At 68.2% G+C, this 22,222-nt stretch carries 15 protein-coding genes and 1 tRNA gene; 4 read left to right on the top strand and 12 right to left on the bottom strand.

The window, feature by feature from the left end; translation table 11 throughout:
* Positions 1–73: 73 nt before the first annotated feature.
* From BJQ90_RS19820 to BJQ90_RS19790, 7 genes are all read right to left on the bottom strand, one after another.
* On the bottom strand, positions 74–2,791 hold the full coding sequence (locus BJQ90_RS19820; RefSeq protein ID WP_226761895.1) for a helix-turn-helix transcriptional regulator: 2,718 nt from the start codon (positions 2,789–2,791) through the stop codon (positions 74–76).
* A complete protein-coding gene (locus BJQ90_RS19815; RefSeq protein WP_226761894.1) occupies positions 2,778–5,522 on the bottom strand; it encodes a helix-turn-helix transcriptional regulator in 2,745 nt (914 codons plus the stop codon). The genes BJQ90_RS19820 and BJQ90_RS19815 overlap by 14 nt, the downstream gene beginning before the upstream one ends.
* Positions 5,523–5,701: 179 nt before the next feature.
* Entirely contained in the window at positions 5,702–6,289 is a 588-nt protein-coding gene (gene pth / locus BJQ90_RS19810; protein ID WP_226761893.1) for an aminoacyl-tRNA hydrolase, read from the bottom strand.
* Positions 6,290–6,399: 110 nt separating this feature from the next.
* Positions 6,400–6,999, bottom strand: coding sequence for a 50S ribosomal protein L25/general stress protein Ctc (locus BJQ90_RS19805; RefSeq protein WP_226761892.1), 600 nt, complete (start codon positions 6,997–6,999; stop codon positions 6,400–6,402).
* A 262-nt stretch (positions 7,000–7,261) separates the two neighbouring features.
* Positions 7,262–8,242, bottom strand: coding sequence for a ribose-phosphate diphosphokinase (locus BJQ90_RS19800; protein ID WP_226761891.1), 981 nt, complete (start codon positions 8,240–8,242; stop codon positions 7,262–7,264).
* Between the two features lie 5 nt (positions 8,243–8,247).
* Positions 8,248–9,729, bottom strand: coding sequence for a bifunctional UDP-N-acetylglucosamine diphosphorylase/glucosamine-1-phosphate N-acetyltransferase GlmU (glmU, locus tag BJQ90_RS19795; protein ID WP_226761890.1), 1,482 nt, complete (start codon positions 9,727–9,729; stop codon positions 8,248–8,250).
* A 211-nt stretch (positions 9,730–9,940) separates the two neighbouring features.
* Positions 9,941–10,012 (bottom strand) — tRNA-Gln (locus BJQ90_RS19790).
* Positions 10,013–10,227: 215 nt separating this feature from the next.
* On the opposite strand from BJQ90_RS19790, the gene BJQ90_RS19785 reads away from it, so the two are divergent.
* Entirely contained in the window at positions 10,228–10,827 is a 600-nt protein-coding gene (locus BJQ90_RS19785) for a TetR/AcrR family transcriptional regulator (RefSeq protein WP_226761936.1), read from the top strand.
* Between the two features lie 361 nt (positions 10,828–11,188).
* Here the strand turns inward: BJQ90_RS19785 and BJQ90_RS19780 are convergent, their stop codons facing one another.
* From BJQ90_RS19780 to BJQ90_RS19760, 5 genes are all read right to left on the bottom strand, one after another.
* A complete protein-coding gene (locus BJQ90_RS19780) occupies positions 11,189–13,015 on the bottom strand; it encodes an ABC-F family ATP-binding cassette domain-containing protein (protein ID WP_226761889.1) in 1,827 nt (608 codons plus the stop codon).
* A 96-nt stretch (positions 13,016–13,111) separates the two neighbouring features.
* Positions 13,112–14,074, bottom strand: coding sequence for a 4-(cytidine 5'-diphospho)-2-C-methyl-D-erythritol kinase (locus tag BJQ90_RS19775; protein WP_226761888.1), 963 nt, complete (start codon positions 14,072–14,074; stop codon positions 13,112–13,114).
* 48 nt (positions 14,075–14,122) lie between these two features.
* Complete coding sequence (gene rsmA / locus BJQ90_RS19770) at positions 14,123–15,064, bottom strand: 16S rRNA (adenine(1518)-N(6)/adenine(1519)-N(6))-dimethyltransferase RsmA (protein ID WP_413463721.1); 942 nt, start codon at positions 15,062–15,064, stop codon at positions 14,123–14,125.
* 184 nt (positions 15,065–15,248) lie between these two features.
* Positions 15,249–16,427, bottom strand: a complete 1,179-nt coding sequence (locus tag BJQ90_RS19765; RefSeq protein WP_226761887.1) for a resuscitation-promoting factor — start codon at positions 16,425–16,427, stop codon at positions 15,249–15,251.
* Positions 16,428–16,708: 281 nt separating this feature from the next.
* On the bottom strand, positions 16,709–17,596 hold the full coding sequence (locus BJQ90_RS19760; protein ID WP_226761886.1) for a TatD family hydrolase: 888 nt from the start codon (positions 17,594–17,596) through the stop codon (positions 16,709–16,711).
* Positions 17,597–17,803: 207 nt separating this feature from the next.
* Here BJQ90_RS19760 and BJQ90_RS19755 point away from each other — a divergent pair, with 207 nt between their 5' ends.
* The 3 genes from BJQ90_RS19755 to BJQ90_RS19745 form a co-directional block, all read left to right on the top strand.
* A complete protein-coding gene (locus tag BJQ90_RS19755) occupies positions 17,804–18,985 on the top strand; it encodes an AAA family ATPase (RefSeq protein ID WP_226761885.1) in 1,182 nt (393 codons plus the stop codon).
* A 13-nt stretch (positions 18,986–18,998) separates the two neighbouring features.
* Complete coding sequence (locus tag BJQ90_RS19750; protein WP_226761884.1) at positions 18,999–20,420, top strand: DUF58 domain-containing protein; 1,422 nt, start codon at positions 18,999–19,001, stop codon at positions 20,418–20,420.
* The coding region (locus BJQ90_RS19745) for a transglutaminaseTgpA domain-containing protein (RefSeq protein ID WP_226761883.1) at positions 20,417–22,222 on the top strand (1,806 nt) is incomplete at its 3' end. The genes BJQ90_RS19750 and BJQ90_RS19745, both read left to right, overlap by 4 nt.

Genomic DNA, 22,222 nt, shown 5'->3' with positions numbered 1-22,222 from the left:
GGGGCGCCGCGGCGGGCGGAAAGGGGCCACAGCGGGCGAAAAAGGGCCAGGACGCGCGGAAAAGCGGCGGAGGCTAGGAGGGGGACACTCCCGGCAACTGATCCCGGCCCTTGACGTTGAGCTTGGCGTAACTGCGGTACAAGTGGCCCTCGACCGTCCGGATGGACACCTGCAGTTCGGCGGCGATCTGGCGGTCGCTGAGGCCCCGCACCGCCAGTGCCACGATGTCGCGCTCACGCCGAGTCAGCAAACCGAGGGCGTCCGTCTCGGTTACCTCTTCCTGGCCATCGACGCTGTCTGCCCGGTCCAGGCACCGCTTCCGCTGGGACATCGCCATGCGCTCCCGCAGGGTGTCGCCGGCCGCCCGGAAACTGTTCGCAGCGCCATCATAGGCCATGGCCGCGAAACCCAAGAGCTCGGCATCTTCGCAGCTCTTGCCCGCGTCCAGATAGTCCGCGGCCAGATCGGTGCTGACCGCCGCAGCGTAGCGACAGATCGCGGCGGCCCGTGGACCCTCCAGACCAGGCTGCAGTTCAAGCAGCCGGGAAGCGGAGTTCCGGTCCCCCAGGGCGAGGCAGAAGGAAAGCGAATCGAACTCCAGGCCGGCCGTGGAAGCATCGCCACGCGGCCGGCCCAGCGTCCGGAGCTCGTCGACGGCACCCGGGTAGTTGCCAAGCCGGGCTTTTCCGTACGTGACTGCCATGTGCGAGAGGATGCGCAGGTAGCGTGACACGGCCCGTGGCGCTGCCTCGTAGTCGCCGAGGAATGCTGCGGCCCTGTCTTTGGCGCCGACTTCGGCGGCCGCGGCGAAGGCCATCGAGGCGGTCAGGGCAAAGAGCTGCTGGGGATCCGCGAGGCGCAGTGATTCCAGGGCCGCACTGAGGGTGTTGACGGCCTGGGCGGCCTTGCCCTGGTACAGCAGGATGATGCCGTGCGCGGCGTGGACTCCCCCGCCGAACGAGATGAGGTTCGGTCCCTGGCCGGCGGCTGCTTCGGCCAGGAGGGTTGCGGCTGCGTCCCAGTCGCCGCCGTGGATCACGGCCGCTGCTGCCCGGGCCACGAGGAACTCCGTCAGGACGTACAGTTCGTCGTGTCCGGAGCCTGCCGTTTCCAGGGCCTTGGACGCCGCCGCGAACGCCTGGGCCGCTTTGCCCTGCACCAGGAGCTGCTCCGATTCCAGGGCCAGCCTGAATGCGGCCTCCAGGGAGTTGGCGGGCGGGCTTTGCGGGCCGGCCTCCGGTTCGGTCCCCGTGCCGGCAGCCTCCGGGTACTCGCCTGCCAGCGCGGATACCATGGCCTGCATGGTGGCGTAGCGTTCCCTGGTGGCGCCGAGGATTCCCTCGGCATCGTCCGGATTTTCGCTGGCCAGCCGCTCCCCGGCCGTCAGGAGGGCCCGGGCGCGGTCCATGATCTCGGCCGGCGTGTGGCCGAGAGCGGCCAGCACCGCGGCCCACATCAGGGTACCGGTGAGGAGCACAGCCACACTGTGTCCCTTGGCGAAGTCGGCCTCCAGGATATCCCGGGCGGCCGCGTAGTCCGAGGTGTTGAAGTAGGTCCGTGCCGTCACGGCCCGTGCCGCCACCTGCAGTTCCGGGTCCTTGACCAGTGCGGCGGCCTTGCGTGCCAGCTCGTCCTCGAAGAGCCGGCTGGCCAGGACGGCTGCGCGCAGCAGCTGCCGGTCATCCACTTCTGCTCCGCATTCCAACGACCAGCTCACTTGGCGCAGCAGGCCTTCTGCCGACGTCGGCTCACTGTCCATGAGCCTCAGGAGGCTCTGGCGGAGCTGGAGGCTGCGCGCCGGCGAAATCAGGTTGCGGAGCGTGTCGGCATAGATCGTGTGCCACAGCCGCAGTTGAGGGTGTGGTGCCGGCGTGACGCGGATCAGCTCGTGTTCGATGAGAGCCGCCACCGGGACCTCGCCCACGGTCGACTCAATGAGCTCGCGGGACACCGGTTCGGCCAGGGCAATCAGGTTCAGGGCCTGGCGTTCTTCCGGCGAGCGCCGGAGCAACTGCCGGCGCACGACGTCGGTCAGGCGGTCCCCGTGGCTGTTGAGCGGACGCGTTAGCAGCCACACCCCGTTGCGTTGCAACAGGGAACCATCACTCTTCGCGTCATCAATCAGCCCGCTGAGCAGCAGCGGGTTGCCTTCGGAAGCTTCCCAGAGGACTTCGGCGGTGTTCGGAAGTATCCGGGATCCCAGCGTGCGTTCCAGTATGCCGTTCGTCTGCTGCTGGCTCAGTGGACGGAGGTCGATCCGTTCCGCAATGCCTTCAAACCACAATTGCAGCAGCGGCTCCGGCAGGCCCGGTCGGGTAGCAGCGGCTACAAGGAGTTTGGCCCAGCCCGCGGCGGCCAGTTCCACAAGGATCCCGGCCGTCGACTCATCAAGGTCGTGGCCGTCATCGACGATCAGCAGCAGGGGCTTTCCAGATGCTTGGCGCTCTTCCTCCAGCTTGGACCAGAAGGTCCTGAGGACCGCCAGCTGTGAGGTGGCATCCTGAACGGGCAGTCCGACGATGAAGGGGCCCAGTACGCCGTACGGAACGTTCGCCAGCGAAGGGCTGCCGTGGATGCGGACGGGCGTCACCGCTGCCTGCAGCTCGTCCACCACGGCTTCCAGCAGCGCGGACTTGCCGATCCCGCTGTCCCCGAGCAACAGGGCCGCGACGTGGGTGCTCCCTTGGATGGCCTCCACCGCCGACCGCAGGTCCTCAGTCCGCCCGATCAGGGCGTCTTTGGGTTCTTCTGTCGCGTCGGTGGCGGCTGTGCGGTTCCTAGATAAGTCCAAGCAGATCACTTCGCGAAGAAACTCCGAGCTTGGTGAACACCTGGTACAGGTGGCCTTCCACTGTTCTGACGGAGATGCCGATTGCCAGTGCTATGTCCTTGTTCGAAACGCCGTTCCCTGCGAGGGTGGCTATCTGCCGCTCCCGGTCTGTGAGCAGCGGCCCCTTGTTCCGGGGCATGATCGGCAGCGCCGGAACGGAGTGCGCAAGGCCCTCCAGGATGGCGTGCGCGGCGCTGGCTTTCCCGCTCAGGCCCGCGGCCTTGGCGAAGTCGAAGGCGAGGGCGGCGCATCTGGCCTGCACTGCGTCGAGTTCCATGGCCGCGGCCTGGGCTGCGGCTTCGAGCATGATGGCGGCGTCCTTCTTCCGGCTGCCTACGGCAACGGTCCGGGACAGCTCCGCAAGCGGACCCTGCCGCAACGCCGCGAGCTCCTCCATAAACTGGAAGTCCTTGGTGGTGCCGTTGACCGTCGCGCCCAGCATGCAGATCCCGGCCAGGGTGTAGCGGCCTGCCCGGTAGTGTTCCTCGGCCGAGCGGACCAGCCGGTCCTTCGCTTCCGGGTCCCCAAGCCAGCGCGAGGCCATGTCCAGGCAGAAGTCCGCGGAGCTGCGGACCGCAAAGCGGGCGGGGCCGTCGGCTGACCGGGCCCGGTCCAGATAGACGGTGGCCTGCACGGAATTGCCTGTCTGGGCGTAGGCGAAGGCCGTGGCCGCGTAGGCCTGCCGCAACGAATGCAGGCTCGCCCGGACTTCCAGCTGTGCGATCGCGGCCAGGAGCGGGTCGAGGGCCATGTAGCCGCGGCCCGCGTAGACATAGGCGAGTCCCACTGCCAGATCAGTGGGCGCGCTGCCGGAATGCAGCCCGTGGCCCGCCCGGCCACTGGCGTCCTTGAGCATGTCGATGCTCTGGCGCCATTGTCCGGACAGCAGCAGCACATTAAAGGACCGCCAGGCGTAGTTCTCGCGGATCCGCGGAACGTTGGACCATTCCCCCAGCTGCCCGCCGATGTCGCGCATCAGCTTGCGGGCTTCGATTTCCTGGCCCGTCATGCAGAGGGCTTCCATCAGGATGATCCCGGACCTGAGCCGGTGGACCGGGTGGACGTCCTCCACATCCGGGGAGGCCGCCGCGGTAAGCCGGTCCATCATGGGCTTGTAGTCTCCAACAAAGGAGAGATAGTTGAATTCGCAGAGGTCCAGGCACAGGCCGGCCCGGGTCAGCTCCTGCGTTGACGCCGCCTGCTGGATCTCACCGAGTTCGTGGAGCCGCAGCCGGGCCTGCCGGATCAGCTCGGGGACCTTCCCGGTCCGGTCCTCGAGCCACCCCATGCAGTCCGCTTTTGCGGCAATCAGTTCCGCGTACGCCTCCGCTCCGAGGGTGCTGAGCTGGGCTTCAGAGACGTCGTCCAGGGCAGCCATGGCCTGCCGCGGCAGCCCCAGCTGGAGGTAGGCGGCGGACTTCTGCAGCTGCCCCTCGGTCCATTCCGGTTCCTCCGGGCTCAGGCTGCCGGCGCATTTGAGGGCAAACTTCGGGTCAAAGAGTTTGACGGCGGCGGCGGCAGCGGCCACGGCGTGGGCGGGGGCTAGCGGCGCGTCGCAGTCGTGGGTCCAGGCGGCGTAGGCCAGCAGGTCCTCCACGGTCAGCTCATTCAGCTCGTCCTGCTGGTGCCCCGGCACCTTGTCCCGCAGCTCAAGCCTGCGCTCCACGCTGAGCCAGTTGCGGACGATGTCGCCCAGGTAGCGGTCCCCGAGTGACACACGGTGCCGGTCCGTCCGGTCAACCACAATCTGGCCGGCGTCTTCCATGTCCGCGATAATCCCGGGACTGTACATCCGCGCCAGCCGGGCCAGGGGCAGGGTCCGGGCGCAGGACAACACTTCGATGAGCTCACGGGCCACGGGGGATTCCCGGGCATAGCGGGCGCGGACGATGTCCTCCAGCGCCGTGCGTCCGTCGAGGACCACTTCATCCACCAGTGTCCAGACGGATCCGGACAGGACGAGGTTGCCCCGCTCGATCTGCTCCGAGACCACGGCCTGCAGCAGGGTCGGGCTGCCGCCGACCAGCTGGTGCAACTGGCTCGCCAGCGCGCTGGAAACCCGGTGCCCGAGCGCCGCCTTGAGCACCTCGAGGGTTTCGACCTCCGTGAGGTTGGCGAGCCGGACCTCGGCCAGCTGCCCGGAGGTGATGAGCCAGTAGAAGTCCGGCGGCAGGTCCGTCGTGCGCTGGGCCGTGGCGACGAGCCGCGCGGTGCGGGTCTGGAGCAGGTTGAGCAGGACGCCTGTGCTCAGTTCGTCCAGGTTTCCGGCGTTGTCCAGCAGGATGACGCATTTGCGTCCGGCGGCGTCGTCCCGGATCAGGGAGGTGATGCCGTGCAGGATGGCCGTCGGCGATCCGAGGGAGCTCTGGGGCAGACGGGCGAGTGTGAAGGCCAGACACCCGTAGGGCGTCGCGGAGCCCGGTCCGGAGGTGCGCAGCTGGAGAGTGTAGACATCGGGTCCGAAGCCCGCGATAGCGGTGCGTCCTACCTGGGTTTTGCCCACGCCGCGGTCGCCGGTAATGACCACGCCCATGCGGTCCTCCGCGAGCAGGGCGGTGCGGACCCGGTCGGCGTCGGCATTACGCGCGAGCCCGGTCCACCGGTGCCGGTCCAGCGGACCGGTTGAAGCGTCTTCTTCGGCGGGTGCCAATGTAGTGGAAACATTTCCCCAGCCCAGCGATTCCCTCGACATCTAGTTTCCTTCGTACCGCTTGGCGGACAGCAAAACCGAGACCGTCCGCTTAGAAGTAGCGTATCCCCTATCCCCCGACATGAGAGTAGAGCGATCATATCGGCATTTCTGGACGCTTGGAAGCAATTCAAGGGCTGGCGGCGATGCGTTACGCGGCGGAGGTGCCGCCCGCGTCCGGCCTAGGGTGCTTTCGCGGGGTGGAACTGCTGCTGGGCCGCAAGCAGGCCGTCGCGGACCAAAGCTTCCACGGCGTCGGCCGCGGTATCGATCAGGAACGGCAGTTCCTTCTTTTCGGAGCCGGAAAAGTCCTTCAGCACATAGTCGGCGGTGTCCATCCGGCCCGGGGGGCGGCCCACGCCGACCCGCACCCGCAGGTAGTCCTTGGTGGCGATGGCCCTGGAGATATCCCGGAGCCCGTTGTGGCCCCCTTCGCCGCCGCCGAGCTTCAGTTTTACCGTATTAAAGGGGATGTCGATTTCGTCGTGTACGGCGACCACGTGGCCGGGGTCGATATCATAGAACCTGGCCAGAGCCGAGACCGGGCCGCCGGAAACGTTCATGTAGCTCAGCGGCTTGGCCAGCACGACCCGCGGTCCGCCGATGCCCAGCCGGCCCTCCAGGACCTGGGCGCGGGACTTGTGGGACTTGAAGCCGCTCCCGATCCGCGCGGCGAGTTCATCGAGGACCATCTGTCCGACGTTGTGCCGGTTGTGGGCGTACTCCGCTCCCGGGTTGCCGAGGCCTACGATCAGCCAGGTGTCAGTCATGGGTCAGTCCTTTTGTGGGGCAGTGCGGGCCGGGCGGCCAGGATGGGCACGCTGTGCAAACGACGGCGGCCGGGTCCCATTGGGACCCGGCCGCCGGAAAATCGCCGGAACTACTCGGCGGCTGCGACCGAGGAACCTTCAGTCGTGTCGGCGGATGCTTCTTCCTCGGAGACCTCGGTGGCCTCGGAGATGTGAACAACCAGGGCCTCGGCGTCGGCCAGCAGGACGGAGCCCTTCGGCAGAACCAGGTCGGCGGCGTGGATGTGCTCACCGGCGGTGCGGCCCTCGATGCTGACCTCGATGGCGGTCGGCAGGTGGGTTGCCTCAGCCTCGAGCGAGACGGTGGTCATTTCCTGGTTGAACACGTTGCCCGGTGCCAGCTCGCCGGTCAGGTGCACGGGAACGTCCACGGTGACCTTTTCGCCGGTGCGGACGGTCAGGAGGTCGAGGTGCTCGATGATCTGCTTGATCGGGTCGCGCTGGATGTCCTTGACCAGGGCGAGGTGCTGTTCGCCGTTGATGTCCAGGGTCAGCAGCGCGTTGGCGCGGCGGACAGCCAGGGTGGTGGACTTCGACGGCAGGGTGATGTGGATCGGCTCGGCGCCGTGGCCGTAGATAACGGCCGGGATCAGGCCCTCCATGCGGGCGCGGCGGGCGAAGCCCTTGCCGAATTCGGTGCGTACTTCTGCTGCGAGCTTCTGCTCAGACATGGATATCTCCTAGTGGACTAGCGGTGATCAGCAAGGGCGGAGGTCTGTTTGCGACCTTCAACGCCGGGTGGCCGTGCGGCCGCCCTTCCGAAGGGAGATTCAGACCCAGTCGATAACGGAGACCAGCAGTCCGGTTAGCCGCAAAATACGGGTTACCGGCGCTCTCCCTCGCCAAGGTTCGGTTCAAGGCTACCAGTGCGGGGCCGAATTCCTATAAACGGCCCCGCACTGGGGGTCGGTTGAGCAGGCTCAACCGGGGGGGTCAGGCGATGCCGTCGAACAGGCTGGTGACGGAGCCGTCGTCGAACACTTCGCGGATGGCGCGCGCGATCAGCGGTGCGATGGACAGCACGGTGAGCTGCGGGAAGCGCTTGCTGGCCTCAATCGGCAGGGTGTTCGTGACGACGACCTCGCGGGCGCCGGACTCCGAGAGCCGCTGGGCCGCGGGGTCGGAGAAGACGGCGTGCGTGGCGGCGATGATGACATCCTTGGCGCCGGCGTTCTTGAGCACCTGGACGGCGCCGGAAATGGTTCCGCCGGTGTCAATCATGTCATCGATCAGGACGCAGGTGCGGCCCTCGACCTGGCCGACGACCGTCTTGGAGATGGCCTGGTTCGGAACGGTCATGTCGCGGCTCTTGTGCACGAAGGCCAGCGGCGCGCCGCCGAGGCGCTCGGCCCACTGCTCGGCGACCCGGACACGGCCGGTGTCCGGGGAGACCACTGTGATGTTGTCTGCCGCGACGCGGGTGCGGATGTAGTCCGCCAGCAGCGGGATGGCCATGAGGTGGTCCACGGGACCGTCGAAAAAGCCCTGGATCTGCGAGGTGTGCAGGTCAACGCTCATGATGCGGTCGGCGCCGGCGGTCTTGTACAGATCGGCGATCAGGCGCGCGGAGATGGGCTCGCGGCCGCGGCCCTTCTTGTCCTGCCGGGCGTAGGGGTAGAAAGGCGACACCACGGTGATCCGCTGGGCGGAGGCCCGCTTGAGCGAATCGATCATGATGAGCTGTTCCATCAACCAGTTGTTCAGGGGTGCGGGGTGCGCCTGGATGACGAAGGCGTCGGTGCCCCGCACACTCTCCCCGGCCCGGACGTAGATCTCGCCGTTGGCGAAGTCATAGGCGTCCAGGGGCAGCAGCTCAGTTCCGAGCTCCTTGGCGATTTCCCTCGCCAGCTCAGGATGCGCGCGCCCAGCGGCAAGCACCAGCTTCTTCTCGCCGCGTGCCGTAATTTCGCTCATTTTTGCTAGCCCTCTTCTGTAGATGCCGGAGTACTGGAGGAAGTTGTGGTGGCGCCGGCGGCCTCGGCCAGGGACGCGGAAATCGAGCCCGGGCGGTTCGCGAGGACCCAGCCTTCGGAGTTCTGCTGCTTGGCCAGGGACAGGACCAGGGCGCCGGGGGGCACGTCGCTGCGGATCACGGCGCCGGCGCCGCTGTAGGCGCCGTCACCGACCTGGACGGGTGCCACGAAGACGGTGTTGGAGCCGGTGCGCACGCCGGAACCGATGACCGTGCGGTGCTTCTTCTCACCGTCGTAGTTCGCGGTGATGTTTCCGCAGCCGATGTTGGTGTCCTCGCCGATCTCGGCGTCGCCCGCGTAGCCGAGGTGGGAGAGCTTGGATCCCCGGCCGATGATGACGTTCTTGGTCTCGTAGAAGGCACCGATCTTGCCGGTCTCACCGAGGACCGTGCCGGGACGCAGGTAGGTGAACGGCCCGACGCTGGCCTTGGCACCGATCGTGGCGCCGGAACCGTGGGTGCGGACCACCCTGGCGCCCTCCCCCACGTGGACGTCGGTGAGGGTCGTGTCGGGGCCGACGACGGCGTCCCGCGCCACCGTGGTGGCGCCGTGCAGCTGGATGTTCGGCAGCAGCCGCACGTCCTCGTCGAGGGTCACGGTGGCGTCGATCCAGGTGGTGGCCGGGTCCACGACGGTGACGCCGGCCCGCATCCAGGCTTCAACGGTCCGCCGGTTGAGTTCGGCGCCGAGCGCCGAAAGCTGGACCCGGTCGTTGGCGCCTTCAACCTGCCAGCGGTCTTCCGTGACGACGGCGGCGACGCGGCCGCCGGCGGCACGGGCCAGGCCGAGTACGTCGGTGAGGTACTTCTCGCCCTGGGCGTTGTCGGTCGTGACGTGGGCCAGCGAGTCGCGGAGCACTGCGGCGTCGAAGGCGTAAATGCCTGAGTTGACCTCCCGGATGCCGCGTTCGGCGTCCGTGGCGTCCTTGTGCTCCCGGATTCCGGTGACGGATCCGTCCGCGGCCCGGAGGATGCGGCCGTAGCCGGTGGCGTCGTCCAGGACGGCGGTAAGGACGGTGATGGCGTTGTGCCCGGCCTCGTGGCTCGCGACGAGTTCGGCGAGCAGCTGGCCGGTGAGCAGGGGGACGTCACCGTAGGTGACGACGACGGTACCGTTGAGCGGCCCGCGCGCATCCAGGGCCTGGAGGGCAGCTTCCACGGCCCGGCCGGTGCCGGGAACCTCGTCCTGGTCCACGACCAGGGCGGCCGGGTCGACGGCGTTGATGTGGGCAGCCACGAGGTCGCGTTCATGACGGACGACGAGGGCCAGCTCCTGCGGCCGGATGGTGCGGGCTGCATGGAGGGCGTGGCCGACGAGGGACCGGCCGCCGATCTCGTGGAGGATTTTAGGGGTACGGGATTTCATCCGGGTACCGGCACCTGCAGCTAGGACGATTACGGCGGCTGGGCCGGACTTCTCGGGGCTCACGTACGGGCTCTCCTTGCTCAGTGGCTTAGCTCATGCCGCTGCTCGGTGGATCTGGGTGGCCGGCGGCTGAGGCCTGGTGATGCACCTCCGTTGCCGGATCCGCGCGGTTTGGCCGGACACGAGTCCGGTCGGGGCGCCAGATTCATCCTACTGGACCCACACCAAGCCGCGCCCGCCTGGTGCCGTTTTCCGGCCCCTCGACGCGCGGCAGTTCCGCCCATAGGACTCGAACCTATACTCCACGGCTCCAAAGGCCGGGGTGCTGCCATTACACCAGGGCGGACCATGCCAAGGCGGTGAGCCTGTGGCACGAGAGTCAATTCTGCCATACTGCGTAGCCGCCGGGGGCTGACCCACGGACGGTGCGCGGCTGCACCCCTCCCGGTGGGTGATCTGGGGCATGATGGACCTGTGAGCAACAGCACAGGGGTATCCGGAGGGGCGGAACGCCGCAGCGGCAGGCCCGTCCGGTCCCCTGACTACGTACCCCGGATCCGGATGACGGGGCCCCAGCGACGCAGCCAGCTGATCGGCATCGGCCGGGGACTCTTCGCGCTCCGCGGGCTGGACGGGACCACGATCGAAGAGATCGCCGCCGCGGCAGGCGTGTCCAAACCGGTGATTTATGAGCACTTCGGTTCGAAGGAGGGCCTGTACACGCAGGTCGTTGAATTCGAGTTCCGGATTCTGCTGAGCTCCATCAACGACGCACTGTCCGAGGAGGCCAAGCCGCGCGTTCTGGTCGAGCGAGCCGCCCTGGCGCTGCTGAGCTACATCGAGGACCGCGCCGAAGGCTTCCGGATCCTCATGCGCGATGCGCCGCCAACGCAGCCCGAAGGAGCCTTCTCCACCTTGCTCTCGCACGTCGCGGCACGCGTGGAGTACATCCTCGCCGACGAGTTCGCCCGCCGCGGCTTCACCTCGGCCGACGGCGCCATGTACGCGCAGATGCTGGTGGGAATGGTGGCGATGACGGGCCAGTGGTGGCAGGACAGCCGCACCCCGGACAAACGCGAAGTAGCCGCGCACCTCGTCAACCTCGCCTGGAACGGCCTCACCGGACTCCAAAAGGACCCCGAAATCCGCAGCGACGACTAGCGCCCCGCGGGACATGCCCTCCCCTGGGCCCCAGGAATGGACATAACACCACCATGTCCAACCGTGGCCTGCACCAAGGGACATGTCCAGAGGGCTCCGAGCGCCCCGCGGGACATGCCCTCCCCCGGGCCCCAGGAATGGACAGAACACCACCATGTCCAACCGTGGCCAGCACCAAGGGACATGTCCAGAGGGCTCCGAGTCGACCAGAGGGCATGTCCAGAGGGCTCCGAGTCGACCAGAGGGCATGTCCAGAGGGCTCCGAGTCGACCAGAGGGCATGTCCAGAGGGCTATGAGTCGACCGAGGGACATGTCCAGCCGTGCCGCTGCACACTGGGCATGTCCCCCGGGTCCGGACAGCTATTCGCCGAGGACTTCGAGGGCTCCGAGCCATTCGAGTTCGAGGGCTTCGCGTTCCACCGAGAGGTCCTTGAGCTTCTTGTTCAGCTCGCCGAGCTTGCCGGCGGCCGAGGCGTCGGCGGCCGCGGCGGTCATCTGGGCGTGGATCTTGTCTTCCTGCTGCTTGAGCTTGCCCAGCTGCCGGTCGATCCGGTTCTTGGCCTTGCGGGCGTCCCGCTTCTCGGCTTCCGAGGGTCCGGTTGTGGGGGCGGAGCTGCCGCTGGCGGCGATGACGGGGTTGCCGCCGCCGGTGATCGTGGAGCCGGCCAGCGCCGCTTCGCGCAGTTCCAGGTACTGGTCTACGCCTCGCGGCAGGGCACGGATTTTGCCGTCGCCCAGGAGCGCCATCTGGTGGTCCGTGACGCGCTCCAGCAGGTAGCGGTCGTGGCTGACGACGACGAGGGTGCCCGGCCAGCCGTCCAGCACATCCTCGACGGCGGCCAGGGTGTCGGTGTCAAGATCGTTGGTCGGTTCGTCAAGCATCAGCACGTTCGGCTCCCCGACGAGCAGGCGCAGGAGCTGCAACCGGCGCCGTTCGCCACCGGAGAGGTCCTTGACCGGGGTCCATTGCTTCTCGTTGGTGAAGCCGAGCTGCTCCACTAGCTGGCCGGCGGTGAATTCCTTGCCGCCGACGTTGAACGAGCGCTTCTCGCGCTCGATCACTTCGATGACGCGCAGGTCCGAGACGTCGTCGAGCTCCTTGACCTCCTGGGTCAGGACCGCAGTGACGACCGTCTTGCCGCGCTTCACCGTCCCGGAGGTGGGCTGGATTTCGCCGTTGAGCAGCTTCAGCAGGGTGGTTTTGCCGGCGCCGTTGACGCCCACGAGGCCCAGCCGTTCACCCGGGGCAAGCCGCAGGGTGATGTTGTCGAAGAGCTGCTGTCCGGGTTCGCCGCCCAGGAAGTCGAGGGAGACGTTCTCCAGGTCCAGGACGTCCTTGCCGAGCCGGGCCGTTGCCATCTTGCTCAGCGCCATCGAGTCACGCGGCTCGGGGACGTCGGCGATGAGTTCGTTGGCTGCCTCGATCCGGAATTTGGGCTTGGCCGTGCGGGCCGGGGCACCGCGCCGGAGCCAGGCGAGCTCCTTCTTCACGAGCTGCTGGCGCTTGCTTTCCACCACGGAGGCGGAGCGGTCACGCTCGGCGCGGGCCAGCACATAGGCGGCATAGCCGCCGTCGAACGGGTCCATGATGCCGTCGTGGATTTCCCAGGTCTTGGTACAGACTTCGTCCAGGAACCAACGGTCGTGGGTGACGACGAGGAAGGCGCCCTGGTTGGGCCGCCAGCGGGTCTTCAGGTGCCGGGACAGCCATGCGACGCCTTCGACGTCGAGGTGGTTGGTGGGCTCGTCGAGCATGATGACGTCGTGGTCCTCGATCAGCAGCTTGGCGAGCGCCACGCGGCGCTTCTGCCCGCCGGAGAGCGCGTGCACGTTGGCGTGCCAGTCGACGTCGGACACGAGGCCGCCCATGACTTCGCGGATCTGGGGGTTGCGGGCCCATTCATAGTCGGCCTGGTCGCCAACGATCGCAGCACCAACGGTGAGGTCGCCGTCGAGCACGTCGCTCTGGTCCAGGTAGCCGATGTTGACCTCGCTGCGCTTGGTCACCCGGCCGGAGTCAGGGGTGGCGCGCATTGCCAGCAGCCGCATGAGGGTCGACTTGCCGTCACCGTTGCGGCCCACCATGCCGATCCGGTCGCCCTCTTCAAGGCCGAGGGTAATGCCGTCGAGGACGGTACGGGTTGCATACGAAACCGTGAGGTTCTCGCCGCCGAGCAGGTGTGCCACTGGGAACTGCTTTCCTAGAGAAAAATAATGTCGAGCTAATTGGCCAGGCTGAAACGGCCCCAAGCCAAAGACGCCGTGCGGATGACGTCAATCCTATTAAAGGAGCGTATCGGAGATGATGCGCGCCCCGTGAACCGGGCCGTGCACCGCGATGGCCTCTAGACCATGGTGCCGGAGGTCTTCGGCCAGTCCCTCGGCCGCCGCCGGGCTGTGGGACAGCAGCGCGACCGTGGGTCCGGAGCCGGAGACGATTCCGGCGATGGCACCCAGGGATTCACCGAGCCCGAGGGTGTCCCGGAGGCTGGGCGCCAGCTCAATCGAGGCGCGCTGGAGATCGTTGACCAGCACCCGGCTCAGGGCATCGGCGTCGCCGCCGCGCAGGGCCTGGAGGATCATCGGGTCCACCGCGGCGGGCTCCTCAACCACGGCGCCTTCGGCTGCGCGCAGCCGGTCCAGGGTCCGGTAGACCTCCGGGGTGGGCAGGCCGAAGTCCGCGGCCACCAGGACCCAGTCGGTCTGGGCCTTGACGAGGGCAGGCGAGAGCTCGTCGCCCAGGCCGAGCCCGACAGCCGTTCCGCCGAGCAGGGAGAACGGCACGTCCGCGCCAAGTTCCGCGGCCAGGTGGGCGAGTTCGTCGCGCGACAGTCCGCTGTTCCACAGCGCGTCGCAGGCAAGAAGCGTGGCGGCAGCATCCGCCGAGCCGCCGCCCATCCCTCCGGCGACGGGCACCCGCTTCGTGATTTCAAGATGGACCCCGGTGGAGTGCTCGGAGACGTCGGCCATGATCGCGGCGGCCTTGTAGGCCAGATTGCGCTCATCCAGGGGGATGTCGACGCCGTCGAAGTCGAGGGTGCTCGCCGCGCTGAGGCTGACCGTGATTTCCCCGGTGTCGGTGCTGGTGGCCGCGACTTCCTCGTAGAGGGAGACCGCGAGGTAGACACTGGCCACCGAGTGGTAGCCGTCAGGCCGCAGGGGCCCGACATCCAGTGAGACGTTTACTTTGCCGGGAGCCTTGACCCGGACAGTCCTCGCGGCAAAGCGCCCTCTCACTGCGTTCATGGCTCCACGCTATGGCATGCCATGGTCAGGGTCCAAGCACAGCCCCGGTCAGGCTTGACCGTCCGGGGCCGCCGCCGGGGACGGGAGCGGCCGCTCGCGTGCTTCCGCGATCCTGGAAAACGCCGAAATGTCGATCACTTCACCGCGGGCGGTGGGGTCGACGCCGGCGGCACGCAGGCAGCGTTCGGCCTCCGCTGCGCTGCCGGCCCAGCCGGCCAGCGCCGCGCGCAGTGTCTTGCGGCGCTGGGCGAAGGCGGCATCGATCACGGCGAATACCTGTTCCCGGGTGGCCGTGGTGACGGGCGGTTCCCGCCGGGTGAACGCCACCAAGCCGGAGTGGATCTTGGGCGCGGGCCAGAAGACATTCATGCCGATCACCCCGGCTTTGCGCATGCTGCTGTACCAGGCCGCTTTGACCGACGGCACGCCGTAGGTCTTGGACCCCGGCCCGGCGGCAAGCCTGTCGGCCACCTCGTCCTGGACCATGACCAGGCCGTGGCGCAGACTCGGGAAGTGTTGCAGCAGGTGCAGGACCACCGGGACGGCAACGTTGTACGGAAGATTCGCCACGAGCGCGGTCGGCTCCACCGGGAGGTCGGTGACCCGCATCGCGTCGGCGAGGACGAGGTGGAAATCCCCGACGGCGTCCGGCCGCCACTCGGCGACGGTGGCCGGAAGCTTGCCCGCCAGGACCGGGTCGATCTCGACGGCGACGACCGAGCGGGCGGCGTCCAGCAGCCCCAGGGTGAGGGATCCCAGCCCGGGGCCCACTTCCAGGACCGTCTCGTCCGCGTGGATGCCCGCAGCGGCGACGATCCTGCGGATGGTGTTGCCGTCGATGACGAAGTTCTGCCCTAGGGACTTGGTGGGACGGATGCCGATTTCCTCGGCCAGCCTGCGGATGTCCGAGGCGCCCATCAGGGGCGCGGGCGCAGTGCCGGGGGCAGGAACCGGCGTACTGCCAGGCGCGGAGGGGGTCGGTTCAGTCACCTAGGTATCCTATCCCGCCGGCTGGCCCGGGCATGGCGAAGGCCGGGTCCGAGAAACCGGACCCGGCCTGTGCCGGGGGTCCGCCGCTGTGGTCAGCCGCTGCGGATACCCTGTATTCATTTGTCCGCTGGCCGGAGCCTGCAGTCGACCCTTGGCCGGAGCCCTGGCTCCGGCGTGGCCCGCCCTAGCTTGTGGCTGCCCAGCCGCAGCCCCAGGGCTGCAGGCCGCGCTGCGCGTAGATGCGGTTGGCGATGTCGATCTGCTGGGCCTTGGTGGCCAGGCTGGCGTTCGGGGCGTACGCGCCGCCGCCGGCTCCGAGCCAGGTCCGGATGTCGAACTGCAGTCCGCCGTAGTAGCCGTTGCCGCTGTTGACGGACCAGTTGCCGGTGGACTCGCACTGCGCGATCTTGTTCCACATGGCTTCGTTCATCATCGACGGGGCTGCGGCCCCGGTATTGGTGCCGGCGGCCTCGGCAACGGGCTTGGGCTTGGTGCCGACGGTGACCTTTTCGGTGACCGGCTGCGTGCTCACGGACTGGGACACCAGCGTGCGGGAGGCTTCGCGGCCGTCGACGAGGACCAGCTTGAAGCTCTTGTTGAGGGTGCCGGCCACGCCTGGCTGGGTCACCTTCTTCTCACCCTTGGCCATCCCGGCGTCCTCGGTGGTGAGGGTATCGAAGGCAACGGCTTCGGTCGCCTCGGCCGTCTGGCTGGCATCCACCCGCGAGACCTTGATCACCATGTCGTTGACGACCGGCGCGTTGCCGGGCTGCGAGAGGCGGTCGCTGGCGCCCAGCGAGATACCGGCGTCGGCGAGAAGCTGGGAGACGCTGGCGGCCGTCGTCGTGGTTTTGTCGGCCTTGCCGTCAGCGACGATGCTCACGCTCTTCGGCGTGGAGATCGAAACGAAGGAACCGGAGACCGCGAGCTGCGCGTCCTTGGGGACGGACAGCTCGGAGGAACTGGCGACGCCGAGTTCCGTCACGAGGCCTTCGACGGTGGGCGAGGTGGTGTTGATGGTCTTCTCCGCGCCGTCCAGGCTGACCTTGACGGCCTTGGCGAGGTTGACGTTGATGACGGAGCCGTCCTGTACATGGGAGTCCGCAGCGGGCGTGACCCTGTCCGAGGACTGGAGTTCAAGGTTGGCGCCCTTGACGACCTGGCCGACGGTACCGCCGAAGGTCTGGACCGAACTCACTTTGCCGTCCACGTTGAGGGTGACTGTCTTGTTATTGCCGACGAAGGCGACGAGCCCCAGCACGAGTGCCACGAGCACGACGAACTGCGTGCCGACTTTGACGACGCTGACCTTGCCATCCGATGTAAAGAACTTGACCACGATTGCCCGTATCTCTTGGACCATCCGGGCACGGGGAAAAGCGCACAGATTCACCCGCCGCCGACAGCCCTGGGGCGGCACCCCCAGGGTGCATGATGTCCGCGGCAGCTGTGTGCACTGCCACACTCACAAACGAGAGCGCGCCCATGGTTCGTTGGCCACGATGCGCGCCCTGCAGGAGTGAAATTATCCGAAGGCCTTCCCCGACCCCGGCTAATAGTTGTCCACTGTAACCGGAGCGTTATAAAGCAGCCAACAAATTGTGCATACGCGGTATCTATCCAGCGGGCCCAGTTTTCGTCACATCAGTCCCAGGATCCGTATGCCCGCACGGTATTTCCGGCAATCCGGGAACACAGTTCCGAGAGCTCCCATCCAGTCAATTCGGCCATCGCCCGGACCGTGTAGGGCACCATATAGCTCGCATTGGGACGGCCCCGGTGCGGGTGCGGGGTGAGGAACGGGGCATCAGTCTCGACGAGGATCCGGTCCGGCTCCGCGATGGCCAGGGCGGCCCGGAGGTTGGCGGCGTTTTTGAAGGTCAGGGTCCCGGCGAAGGACATGTACCAGCCCTCCCGGTTGCAGATCCGGGCCAGCTCATCCCCGCCGGAGAAGCAGTGGAAGACCACCCGCTCGGGGGCGCCTTCCTCACGCAGCACCTGGACGACGTCGTCGTGGGCGTCGCGGTCATGGATCTGCAGTGTCAGCCCGAGGCGTTTGGCGATATCAATGTGGCGCCGGAAGGAATAGCGCTGATGGGCCAGCCCCTCACCCTCGGTGCGGAAGAAATCCAGGCCGGTCTCGCCGATGGCCCGGATCCGCGGGTGCGCGGCGAGGGCCTCGATTTCGGCCAGGGCATCCTCCAGTTCACCGCGGGCGGCGTATTCCGGCGCGTCATTGGGGTGCAGGGCGACGGCGCCCAGCAGCCGCGGATCCAGCTCCACCGCCTGCACGGTGAACCTGGACGATTCGAGATCGCAACCGACCTGCACGGCACCCTGGACGCCGACGGCGGCGGCAGCGTCAAGGGCGTCAGCGATGCTGACTTTCAGGTCGGCGCTCGGGAAATCGAGATGGGTGTGGTTGTCCATAACCGGCACGGGAAGAGGTTCCGGGGCCGGCGGGTATCCCTGCCGGCCGGTGCCATCGCTGCCGGGCGCACGGAACGGTACGGGGGTGCGGGGATTGATCATCTGTCCACCTTAACGGCGGTCCCCCGCCGGGATGAACCCGGCCCGTACCGGGAGTTAACCCAGACGCGCTATCTCCGGGCCCGCGCCGCGGCCCAGATTTCCGCGGGAACTCTCTGTCAGGCCCGGCAGTTGTGTTAGTACTCTGATATAAACACCGGCTGCAGGACAACGGAAGGTCGGGAACCCACCAGGGCTGAGAGGCTACCGATGGACTACCACCGCATCTCCCTAGACGAAGCTCTCCCGGAAGGCGAGGGCCGCCGGGAGGACTCCGCCGCGTCCGGGCTCCCGGCTGCGCGGCGCCCTGCCCAGCCGCCCGCGGCCATGGATGCGGAGGAGTTCCGCTCCGCCAGCGAGCGCATCCTGGAAGCCATTAACACCGTGATTGACGGCAAAGCGGAAGCGGCCAAGCTGGCCCTGACGGTGCTTTTGGCGCAGGGCCATCTCCTGCTTGAGGACGTCCCGGGTGTCGGCAAGACCCTGCTGGCGAAGACCCTGGCCCGGACCATCGACTGTTCGGTGAGCCGCATCCAGTTCACCCCTGATTTGCTCCCCTCGGATGTCACCGGCGTGTCCATCTACAACCAGGCGTCGAGGTCTTTTGAGTTCCGGCCCGGGGCGGTGTTCGCCAACATCGTCATCGGGGACGAAATCAACCGCGCCTCGGCCAAGACGCAGTCAGCCCTGCTGGAATGCATGGAGGAACACCAGGTCACCGTGGACGGCAAGTCCTACAAGCTCGACGAGCCCTTCATGGTGGTGGCCACGCAGAACCCGATCGAAATGGAGGGGACGTACCCGCTCCCGGAGGCGCAGCGGGACCGTTTTATGGCCCGGATCTCCATGGGCTACCCGGACAAGGACGCCGAGATGGAGATGCTGGAAACACACCAGTCGACGTCGCCGCTGACCAGGGTCACCGCCGTCGTCACCGCCGGCGAGGTCGCCGCCATGATCGCCACCGTGCGGCAGGTGTACGTGTCCCAGTCGATCAAGGAATACACCGTGTCCCTGGGGCGGGCGACGCGGGAGAGCGGGATGCTGCGGCTCGGGGCCAGTCCCCGGTCCATGCTGCAGCTGCTGCGTGCGGCCAAAGCCACCGCGGCCCTGGAGGGCCGGGACTTTGTGCTGCCGGATGACGTCGCCAGCGTGGCCGAATCCGTCCTGGCGCACCGGATCATCCTGGACCGCAAGGCCGCGAGCATGGGCGAGACCGCCCAGAGCGTGGTTCGTGCCATCCTGGCGAAAATCCCGGTCAGCCCGGAAATGGCGGCGGCGTCCGCGTCGGGCGTCCGTGACGGCCGTGAGGCCCGTGGCGCCCGTGGCGCCCGTGGCCAGGCTGCCGGCGCGGCGGCCGCTCCGGCTGCCACCCTGCCGAACCGCCGCTAGAGGTGGCTCGGCCATGGCGCTGATTGCCCGGTTCCCGACCCAGATCTTCACCAGCCGCGGCTGGGGGCTGCTGGGCGCGGGAGCGGTCTTCCTGCTGGCGGCCCAGGTGATGGGACGCCGGGACCTGTTGGCGCTGGCCATCCTGCTGCTTGTCCTGCCGCTGCTCTCGCTGGCCGGAACCCGCGTCCTGAAGCCGAATTTCCGGGTCTACCGGGAGTTCAGCCCCGGCAGCGTCGAAACGACGGCGACGACGACGGTCCGGCTGGCCGTCGCCCGGACCGGAATCGGCTCCGGCCATGCGCTGATGGAGGAACGCCTGCCCGCGCGCTTCGGCGAATCCCCGGTGTTCCGGTTCCCGGCGCGCTCGTCCGCCGGCGGGACCAGCCGGTACGAATACCATTTGCGCTCCAGCAAGCGCGGCCAGTTCCTGATCGGTCCGGTCACCGCCGAGTTCAGCGACCCGTTCGGGTTGTCCCTGCACCGCCATGCCATCGACGACGGCGACATCCTCACCGTAACGCCCGCCGCGCTTGAGCTCCCCGTCACCGGGCTGGCCGGTGCCCGGGGGCACGACGGCGTCACCGCCACGCGCATCCGGGCCAACCCGAGCGACGACGACGTCATGACCCGGGAATACCGGCACGGCGACCCGATGCGCCGCGTGCACTGGGCGGCGACGGCCCGGCACGGGGAGCTGATGGTCCGCCAGGAGGAGTCCGTCACCACGCCGGAGGCGACCATCATCCTGGACCAGCGGTTCTCCGCCTTCACCCGCGGCACCCCCGGCCCGGACGGGCACGAGCCCCTGACCAGCGAGGCCTTCGAGTGGGCCGTGACGGCCGCAATGTCCATCGGCGCGCACCTCGCCGAGCGCAACTACGCGCTGCGTTTCCTCGACGCCGCCGGCGAGCCCGCGTTCCGGCATTCACCGTCGGCCCCTGAACCGGAGGCCGAGGAGTACGTCGGCGCGGCCGGGCTGCAGTCCGTCGCCGAGAGCCTGGCGGCGATCCAGCTCACCGGGTCCCACCACAGCCGCAGGGACCCGAAGGAACCGGTTTTGCCGCGGCCCCCGGGCCGCCGCCCCGCGGGCGGTGAGACTGGCCCGCAGCCTTTCGATGACCGGCTCCTGGACAGGCTGTCCGCCCACCGGTTGCGGGGACCCGTGCTGGCGATCCTCGGCAGCCTCACGCCGGCCGAGGCCCGGTCGCTGGCCCCGGCGGCCGGTTTTGCAGCCAACGCCTTCGCCCTGGTCATCACGGAGCGGGCCCGGGAATCCGACGATGCGCTCGAGGCCCTCCGGCTTGGCGGCTGGCGGGCCGTGGCAGTTTCCCTGTCAACACCGCTGAGCGCCGCGTGGGCGGCCTTCGATGAGGGCGGGACCGCGCCGCTGGCAGCCCCAGCCGACGTGCGGCGCGGAACGGGGACGCGGCGATGACTCTGACACCCCAGCGCAGCGCCGGTGCCCGCTCCGGCCAGTCCGGGCCGGCCGCGGGTGCCGGCTCCGCCGGCCATGACCCGGATTCCCTCCGGGCGGGCCGGAAGGGCCGGACGAAGGCCGGGGCGCAGCCGTGGCTGATGGCCCTGGCGGTGGCACTCGCCGTCGCCGGTGCAGCGCTGGGCCTCAACGGAGTGCTGCGGGGATGGGCGTGGTACTCCCCCGTCCTCTCCACGGTCCTCACGGTGGCCTTCACCCTGGCAGCGCTCCGCGCGCTCCGGTGGCGCAGCGTTTTCGTGACTGCCGGGGCGCTGGCAGCTCTGGCCCTGATCCTGGCCTTCACCTTCTTCCGCCCGCAGAGCATCCTGGGCTTTATTCCCTCCGGCGCGACCATGGCGCAGCTGGGCCGGTACCTGCGCCGTGCCAGTGAGACTGTCCTGGCCGAAAGCGCCCCGGTGGCCCCCAATGCCGGCATCGTCCTGCTGGCCTGCGCCGTCCTTGGGCTGCTGGTGATCCTGATCGATGCCCTGGCCTATCCGCTGGCCCTGCCGGCGACGAGCGGCCTCGGGATCCTCGCCATCCTCATAGTTCCAGCCATGATCAAACCGCAGAGTGCCGGCGTGCTGGGTTTCGCGGCGGCCACCGCGGGCTATCTCATGATCCTCGGCTGCAGCCACTGGTTCGCACCCGACTCACGGACCGGAGCGGACACCGCGCGCAACCCTGGCCAGTTCCGCCGTGGCGCCCTGACCGGGGCGGCGGCCCTGACCGTGACCCTGTTGCTCCAGCTGGCCATCCCGGGATTTGACCAGGGCGTCTTCCCGCAGGGCTCGCGGCTGAACCCCTTCGGCCCGGCCACGGGGCTCAACCCGATGATCAGCCTGGGCAACAGCCTGCGCAGCCCCACCGGCGACGGCCGGATCACCTTCGCCACCAACGCCGCCACCACCCCGTACCTGCGCTCCGTGACCGTGGACAGTTTCAACGGCGACAACTGGGCCCCGGAGGACCGCAACGAGACCCGCCGGCTGGGCACGGGCCGGATGGAATCGGGCGTCGAGTCCGCCGCCACGGAAGTCCGGGTGGTCACCGCGGTCAACACCGGCCAGTTCACCAGCCCCTATCTCCCGGTGCCCTACGCCCCGGAGGCGGTCAACGGTCTCACCGGCCGCTGGAGCTGGGACCCGGCCACGCTGAGCATCAAGGGGGTCGACACCAACTCCCATGACCAGCAGTACGTGGTGCTCTCGGTGGCCCCGCAGCTCACCCCGGACCTGCTGGCCCGGGCCACCGGGCCGGTGCAGGGCGTCCCGGACCAGTTCATCCGGCCGCCGGACAACGTACCGGAGATCGTCCGCACGACCGCGGAGGCCGTGACCGCGGGCAGCGCCACTCCCTACGCCCGGGCCCTGGCCATCCAGCGGTACCTGCGCTCCGCAAATTTCAGCTACTCGCTGCAGTCACCGGTGCAGGGGGGCTATGACGGCAACGGACTGTCGGTGCTGGCGGACTTCCTGGCCCAGAAGAGCGGATACTGCATCCACTTCGCCTCGGCCATGGCCGTGATGGCCCGGCTGGAAGGGATCCCCAGCCGCATTGCCGTCGGCTACGCCCCGGGCCGCCCCACCGGAGCGACGGTCTCGATCGGAGGCCAGGGCGCCCTGCCGGAGTTTGAGGTCGATGCCCGTGACGCCCATGCCTGGCCGGAGCTGTACTTCCAGGGACTTGGCTGGATCCCCTTCGAACCCACCCCCTCGCGCGGCGTGGTTCCGTCCTATGCCGAGGACGCCTCCTCCCCCGGC

The sequence above is a fragment of the Arthrobacter sp. SO3 genome (genome assembly GCF_020532825.1).
In the GTDB taxonomy this organism is placed as follows: domain Bacteria; phylum Actinomycetota; class Actinomycetes; order Actinomycetales; family Micrococcaceae; genus Arthrobacter.
The sequence above is the reverse complement of the archived record's forward strand: the minus strand, read 5'-3'. Positions and strand labels throughout refer to the sequence as shown.